Genomic DNA, 7,951 nt, shown 5'->3' with positions numbered 1-7,951 from the left:
CCACCACCGATGAACTAACAGCAGGCTTTGCTTTGGTTTTCGGTGTTTTATCCCACGGTGAGGGGGATGCCGCCATTTCCTGCTGCACCGGTTTGGCATCACGCCGTAATGGTTTGGGGGCGCGATATGACAAGACTTCACAGGCAATCGGGCCATTGTCAAAAGGCTTGCTGTCAAATAGATTGAGGCCAGTCAATTTACCCAGCTGAGCGTTGTCAGTAATAATGGTCGTTCGCCATGCCGGTAGATGATGATTTACTAAATCACCAAGCGCTTCGTAAACATTATGTAACGAAGCGGCATCACCAATACGTTGCCCATATGGCGGGTTTGAAACGACTAGCCCAACGTCAGGTAGGGTTTGAGCGACCGTTGCCCAGTTCTGCAGATCACGATGGATAACCTGAATACGATCACTCAGTCCGGCGGCTTCTATATTGGCCTGGGCCGCCGCAACGGCAGATTTATCCTGATCCCCGCCCATTATCATCGGCAAACGTGCCAGCCCACTAAGGCGTCTTCTTTCAGCATCCGCCTTTAATTGCTGCCAGGCAGCCTTGTCATGCTGCTTCCAGTAGAGAAAACCAAAATAATCTCGCTGTAAACCTGGCGCAATATCGGCCGCCATCAATGCTGCTTCGATCAAAAAGGTACCACTACCACACATCGGATCCAGCAATGCCCAACCTTCACGGGCAAGTTTTGGCCATTCAGCAGACAATAAGATGGCTGCCGCCAGGTGTTCCTTTATCGGAGCATTCGTCTGACTGACGCGATAGCCGCGTTTATGCAAACTTTCGCCGGATAAATCAATACTGACAATTGCCTGGTTATGTTTAAGGTAGACATTTACCCGCAGATCCGGCTGATGCAAATCAACGGAAGGTCTTTTACCCGATAAATCACGCAGTCGATCAACGATGGCATCTTTAACTTTCTGCGCACCAAACTGGGTATGATGAATTTTCGAACGAAAACTATTGAAATCAATTGCCAGAGTGGTGTCTTCAGCATCGATATGCTCTTCCCAGGCGAACTCTTTAATCCCGTTATAAAGCTGATCAGTCGTTTCGGCGGTGAAGTGAGCGATTGGCATTAGCACTCTGACCGCGACGCGTGACCATAAACAGACCTGATAGGCTTCCTTTAGACTTCCGGTGAAACGAATGCTACCTGCCTCTGTTTTGTACTGTTTGATACCGATTTGTTTGAGTTCGGTTTCCAGCAACGGCAACATGCCCCGTGCTGCGGTGACGGTGAACTTGTGTTTAGTCATGAAACTATCCTGATATAATCACAGCATTTTAATACAGGTAGCTCTTCACATGGCAGTCAATGATAAACAACGCCGATATCTGAAAGGATTGGCTCACCCGCTAAAGCCAGTAGTAATGATTGGTAACGCGGGTCTTACTGAAAACGTACTGGCTGAAATTGAAAATGCTTTGGCCTATCACGAGCTGATTAAAGTCCGAGTTAGCGGCCAGGAAAAAGCTGATCGAAAGCAAATGCTCGATGAGATTGCGAAAAAAACCGGTGCAGATTTAATCATGGTAATCGGTCATATTGGTGGTTTATATCGCCCGGCTGATAAGCCTGTCATCCAGTTGCCGGGTTAATTACAAGGACAATTCATCTTGATACAAAAACCCGCTGAAACTGAACAGAAACTTGCCTCGATTATTGCCGAGCGATGGAGTGGCAAGGCTTATGATGCATCGCAGGCCGTCAGTGATGACATCATCATGGCTCTTTGTGAAGCAGCTTTATGGGCGCCCTCCTGCTATGGCGAAGCACCATGGCGTTACATTATCTGTAACAAATTCAAAGACGAAATAAGCTGGCAAAAAACATTGGATTGTCTTGCTCCGGGCAATCAGGAATGGGCGGTAAATTCACCGTTATTGATCGTGACGGCATCACTGCCCCACTTCACTCGTAACGGCAGCGAAAACCGTTGGAATGGATATGATACTGGCGCCGCCAGTCTTAATTTATGTTTACAATCAACCGCATTCGGTCTGATGTCTCATCAGATGGGTGGATTTGATGCTGATAAATTACGAGAGGCTTTAGCCATACCAACCACGGTAAATCTTTGGTCGGTAATTGCTATTGGTTATCCTGCTGCGTTGGATACGCTGAGTGCTGAAGTGTTAGAACGGGAACTAAAAGCCAGACAGCGACGTCCTTTAAACGAACATTTTTTTGAAAATCGTTGGACCGATTAAAACTTATAACAATGAAATTGAGGTAAGTAAAATGAAATCAATGGTGATTATCACAGTCCTGAGTTTATTCAGTAGCGCCGCTTATGCATACGATAAAATTTATTTGAAAAGACTGCTGGAACAAAACCAATGTCACCATTGCAATTTAAGTGAAGCACCACTTGAAGATCATGATCTGGAAGGTGCTGATATGAGTGAAGCCAATCTTAAAGGAATTATTCTTACCAATGCCAATGTAAAAGGGGCATGGTTCACTCATTCACGTATGCAGGGGGCACAGCTTGAAGGGGCAGATCTGCGTAATTCCCTAATGGATTACGCCCAGTTGATGGATGCCAATCTGAAAAACGCCAAACTTGATGGTGCGCATTTGATTTTTTCAGACATGAGTGGCGCAGACCTAACCGGGGCATCAATGAAAGGCGTTCATGATCGAGGGATTAAATTCTGCAACACCACGATGCCTGATGGTAGCGTAAATAATGATGGTTGTTAGGTTAGAAAGAAAAGCATAGTTACTGCATTATCTCTTTCAGGATGTCGTAATAAGCCTCAATTAATGTTGCTGATAAAAGATAAATCGAGCCCAGGTTAATAGTCCCGATATTTAGAGAAAAATTCCCGGTAAATTACTCCTGACATTCGTCGCAGTAATCGCTAGTATATGGCGGACAATTCAGCCATAGGAACCTATTTTGTTTTTGAAAAAAATCGTCTTCGTTTGTTTGTTGGTACCTGTTTTATCTCACGCTGCGCCCGTTACGTTGATTCTGACCAACGGTGATCGTTTGCAAGGTGATTTATTAGAACGTAATCAGGAATCCCTTACTATTAAACATCAGCTGCTTGGTGAAATGATCATTAACACCAATACAGTTTCCGAAATCAAAACAGATTATGAAGCTCTGGCTCAGCAGACCCCAACGGATGACACCCCCATTATTGAACCGGCTGACCTTGCTGAGGCTGAACCGGAAGATAATGGCCTGCTGGGGACCGGCTGGTTAACAAACTGGGAAAGACGTTTTGATTTGGGGCTGGCGGGCAGCCGTGGAAAATCTGATAACAGTCAGGTTAATGTTGCATTTAATGCTGACCTGGCAACCGAAAAAACCCGGATTAACAGCCGAACGGCATATTATTATGCTAAGTCTGAAGAGGAAACTTCCGACAACAGCTTTTTTACCTCAATTAACCGCGACTGGTTGAAACCTGAGACACCATGGTTCATGTTTGCTGGTGGGCGATTGGATGTCGATAAATTCAAGGATTATGATTATCGGCTCAATGCCAACGCCGGTTATGGTTATGAATTTGCCAATACTGATGATTGGTTATTCGTTGGACGTTCCGGTGCGGGTTTTAACAGAACGTTTGGTGGTGAACGTGAAGAATTTACCCCTGAAGGCTTGTTAGGTCTCGAAACACGCTGGCGCATTAATACTGCGCAACGTTTAGCTTTAGCCAATACGTTTTATCCTAGTTTCGATTCTTTCGATGCCTACCGGAATGTCACCACATTTGATTGGATTCTTGACTTGGATGAACGTGCTGGCGTAGCGTTAAAAGTCGGCATGACCAATGAGTATGACTCTGAAACCGAAGATGAAATTAGTAAAAACGATTTCAAATATACTTTGTCGCTGTCATGGAGTCTCTAAGGCTACGTTGTTTAGCCTAATACGTCTCCAGTAATGGAAGCAATGAACACAGTTCAACCGTTCTGATTACGCGTTTTCAGATGCTACTCTGTATACTGACGCTGAAAATTATTAAGCTCGAAGCTTCCAAGTAAATTGAAAATTAGTGAACAATCAACAGCAACAACTTAAAACTCAAGTAAAAAATACCATGCTCGCCGACCAGCACAAACTGCGTCGGCGATTAGTGCAGTTACAGAATAAATCCGCCAATGAGAGCGAATGGCTGAATCTGCAGCAACAGATTGAACGTTCAAATGAGCGCTTTCAGTTTCGTTTGAACAACCTTCCAAAGCCCTCCCTTAATGCTGATCTTCCCGTTATTGAAAGAAAGGAAGATATCGCAAAAGCCATTCAGCAGCATCAGGTCATTATTCTTTGTGGTGAAACCGGTTCCGGTAAAACCACGCAGTTACCTCAAATATGTCTTGAGCTGGGTCGCGGTGTTGGTGGTCTGATTGGTCATACTCAGCCGCGACGTATTGCCGCCCGGACTGTTGCAACACGTATTGCTGAAGAACTAAAGTCCCAAATCGGTGAAGCGGTTGGTTATAAAGTCCGGTTTCATGATCAGGTAAAAGCCGATAAAAGCTATATCAAACTGATGACAGACGGTATTTTGCTGGCTGAAACGCAAAACGACCCCTACCTGAATCAATATGACACGCTGATTATTGATGAAGCGCATGAACGCAGTCTGAATATTGATTTTCTATTGGGTTATCTCAAACAACTGCTGCCGAAACGCCCGGATCTGAAACTGATCATCACCTCGGCAACTATTGATACTCAACGATTCTCTGAGCATTTTGACAATGCACCGGTGATCGAAGTCAGTGGCCGCACTTATCCTGTTGAAATCCGCTATCGTCCATTATTAAGTCGTGATGATGACAGTGAAGATCTGGATTTTGTTGACGGTATCGTTCAGGCAGTAGATGAATTATGTCGAGTCGGGCCAGGTGATGTACTGATATTCCTCTCGGGTGAACGCGATATCCGTGATGTCTCTGAAGCACTTCGCAAACATCATCCGCCCAATACCGAAATTCTGCCATTATTTGCCCGACAATCAGCCAGCGAGCAGAACCGTGTGTTTAAAACCGGTGGCCCGCGACGTATTATTCTGGCGACCAATGTAGCGGAAACGTCGTTGACCGTACCGGGTATTCGTTATGTCGTTGATCCCGGTCTGGCGCGTATCAGTCGCTACAGTGTACGAAATAAAGTGCAACGTTTACCGATTGAGAAAATATCGCAATCGAGTGCGAATCAGCGTTCCGGTCGTTGTGGTCGTGTTGCCGCCGGGGTTTGTATTCGTTTATACGATGAAGAAGATTTTGCTGCCAGACCGGCATTTACCGATCCGGAAATTCTGCGTACCAATCTGGCCTCAGTTATTTTGCAGATGACCGCATTAAAACTGGGCGACCCGGCTAAATTTCCATTTATCAATCCCCCGCCACCGAAGATGATCAACGATGGTTATCGGTTGTTGGAAGAACTCAATGCTGTAAATGGCAAACGCCAAATAACCGAAACAGGTCGTCAGCTTGCCAAATTACCAATTGATCCGCGTATTGCCAGAATGATTCTGGCGGCAAATGATCAAAACAGTCTGAATGAAGTGCTGGTGATAGCCAGTGCCCTGAGTATTCAGGATCCACGAGAACGTCCGATGGATAAACAACAGGCTGCAGATGAAGCACATAGCAAATACAAAGACGACCGATCAGATTTTTTAGCGTTTCTTAAGCTATGGGATTTGTATCATGACCGTCAGAAACACTTAAGTCAGAACAAATTTCGCAAATACTGCAAAGAAAACTTTCTGTCTTTTCTGCGTCTGCGTGAATGGCATGATATTTATCAGCAACTGCATGTGCAAACCACACAAATGGGCTTCAAACCTAATCAGCAACCCGCTGAGTATCAATCCATTCATCAAGCCTTGCTCAGCGGTCTGTTAAGCAATGTGGCCATGAAAGCTGACCAGCATAGTTATGCCGGCACACGTAATCTGAAACTGAAAATTTTTCCTGGCTCAGCATTACATAAAAAAGGTCCTAAATGGATCATGGCGGCCGAGCTGGTGGAAACTGGACAACTCTATGCCCGGATTGTCGCCAAAATTGAACCCGAATGGATTGAACCCATTGCAGGAGATCTGGTTAAACGCCAATATAGCGATCCGCACTGGGAGAAAAAACCGGCTCAAGTAGTCGCTTTTGAAAGTGTCAGTCTCTATGGATTACCCATAGTCAACCGTCGAAAAATTCACTATGGACCATTGGATCGCCCTACTTCCAACGAGATATTTATCCGTGAAGCTCTGGTCAATGGTGATTTCAACTGTCAGGCCAAATTTTTCCAACATAATCGCCAGCTGATTGATGAAATTGAACTGTTGGAGCAAAAATCACGGCGACGTGATGTGCTGGCAGATGAAGACACTCTGTTTGCTTTTTATCATGAACGTATTCCTGACGATATTATCAATGGCCACGGCTTTGAAAAATGGCGTAAACAGGCAGAAAAGAAAGACCCTCAGTGTTTGTTTATGAGCCGTGAAATTCTGATGCAGCACAATGCTGATCAGGTTACGGTCGATAGTTATCCGGATCAGTTGCTGGTGAATCGTGTTCCGTTGCCACTTGAATATCATTTTGAGCCAGGCAAGCAACATGATGGTATTACCCAGACGATTCCGCTGTCACTGCTCAATCAAAGTGATCCGGAACGTTATGAGTGGTTAGTGCCAGGCTTATTACGTGACAAGGTGATTTTTCTGCTAAAAAGCCTGCCTAAATCCTTGCGCCGTCATTTTATTCCTGTGCCGGATTACGCCGATCGATGCCTGAAAGCATTAACGCCTTATGAAGGAGCATTGTTACCTGCTTTAACTGAGCAATTACGTAAAATGACAGGAGTTGAAATCAAAGCAGATGATTGGCGGCAGGAAGACCTGCCACTGTATCTGAAAATGAATTTTAAGCTGGTTGATGAACAAGGCGAACTGCTGGCAGAAAATCGTGATTTAAATCAGTTAAAGCAGGACTGGTCAAAAGAGGCTGCTGCCAGTTTCCGTCAGTTACCCGATTCTGAATATGAAAAATCCGGGATGACCGGCTGGGACTTTGATGCTTTTCCGGAGCATATTGTGATGCAGCAAAATGGCCTGGAAATGACGGCCTATCCTGCCCTGGTAGATCGTGGTGATCATGTGGATCTGACCCTGATGGATACCTTGCAGCAAGCTAAATCATTCTCAGCTATAGGATTGAGAAGACTATTTATGCTGGCTGAAAAAGATAACGTTAAATATCTGCAGAAAAACCTGCCGGATATACAGAAGATGTGCCTGCATTATGCCAATGTACCAGCTGCGCCATTTGAAGAGAACAAAACCCAGCAGATTTCACCATGCGAGCAGCTGAAACAGGATTTGATAGCCGTTGCCTTTGATCGGTGCTTTCTGAAAGATCAGGACTGGCCACGAGACAAACAACAGTTTGAACAACGCTTACAACAACGTAGAAGTGAACTCATTAATATTGCTAATCAGCTTGCCAGACTGATTGCCGAACCATTAAGTGAATATCATGCGATTGCCAAACGGTTGTCTGGAAATATTCCTCTGGCTGCAATGCATGCAGTTAAAGACATCCGTGAACAATTAAACTATCTGCTGTATCAGGGATTTGTGCATCACACGCCGGATGAGGCTTTACAACGGTTACCCGCCTATTTTCGGGCCATCGGTGCGCGTCTGGATAAACTGAAAACCGATCCAGCCAAAGATCGTCAACGGCAAATGGAAGTCCAGCCCTACTGGCAACGTTATCTGACCAATATCAAACGTGCTGATAATGAAGCAATGCAACAATATCGCTGGATGATTGAAGAATTTCGTATCTCGGTATTTGCCCAGGAAATTGGCACTGCCTATGCCATATCAGCCAAACGTCTCGATAAGCAATGGGCAGAATGTTAAATCTTTAACCTTTCATCACCCATTCA

General features: G+C 45.1%; 6 protein-coding genes. 5 read left to right on the top strand and 1 reads right to left on the bottom strand.

Going from position 1 to position 7,951, the window contains the following annotated elements:
• Positions 1–1,276, bottom strand: a 1,276-nt coding sequence (locus B3182_RS05530) for a THUMP domain-containing class I SAM-dependent RNA methyltransferase (RefSeq protein ID WP_292751885.1), incomplete at its 3' end; no start/stop codon positions are given.
• Between the two features lie 49 nt (positions 1,277–1,325).
• Here B3182_RS05530 and yhbY point away from each other — a divergent pair.
• The 5 genes from yhbY to hrpA all read left to right on the top strand — a co-directional run bounded on the left by yhbY (position 1,326) and on the right by hrpA (position 7,925).
• Entirely contained in the window at positions 1,326–1,619 is a 294-nt protein-coding gene (gene yhbY / locus B3182_RS05525; protein ID WP_292356834.1) for a ribosome assembly RNA-binding protein YhbY, read from the top strand.
• Between the two features lie 18 nt (positions 1,620–1,637).
• Complete coding sequence (locus B3182_RS05520) at positions 1,638–2,231, top strand: nitroreductase family protein (RefSeq protein WP_292356836.1); 594 nt, start codon at positions 1,638–1,640, stop codon at positions 2,229–2,231.
• Between the two features lie 31 nt (positions 2,232–2,262).
• Complete coding sequence (locus tag B3182_RS05515; RefSeq protein ID WP_292356838.1) at positions 2,263–2,727, top strand: pentapeptide repeat-containing protein; 465 nt, start codon at positions 2,263–2,265, stop codon at positions 2,725–2,727.
• A 205-nt stretch (positions 2,728–2,932) separates the two neighbouring features.
• A complete protein-coding gene (locus B3182_RS05510; RefSeq protein WP_292356840.1) occupies positions 2,933–3,892 on the top strand; it encodes a DUF481 domain-containing protein in 960 nt (319 codons plus the stop codon).
• Between the two features lie 145 nt (positions 3,893–4,037).
• A complete protein-coding gene (gene hrpA, locus B3182_RS05505) occupies positions 4,038–7,925 on the top strand; it encodes an ATP-dependent RNA helicase HrpA (RefSeq protein ID WP_292356842.1) in 3,888 nt (1,295 codons plus the stop codon).
• The last annotated feature ends 26 nt before the right edge of the window (positions 7,926–7,951 follow it).

The sequence above is a fragment of the Methylophaga sp. UBA4204 genome, assembly GCF_002379485.1.
In the GTDB taxonomy this organism is placed as follows: domain Bacteria; phylum Pseudomonadota; class Gammaproteobacteria; order Nitrosococcales; family Methylophagaceae; genus Methylophaga.
The sequence above is the reverse complement of the archived record's forward strand: the minus strand, read 5'-3'. Positions and strand labels throughout refer to the sequence as shown.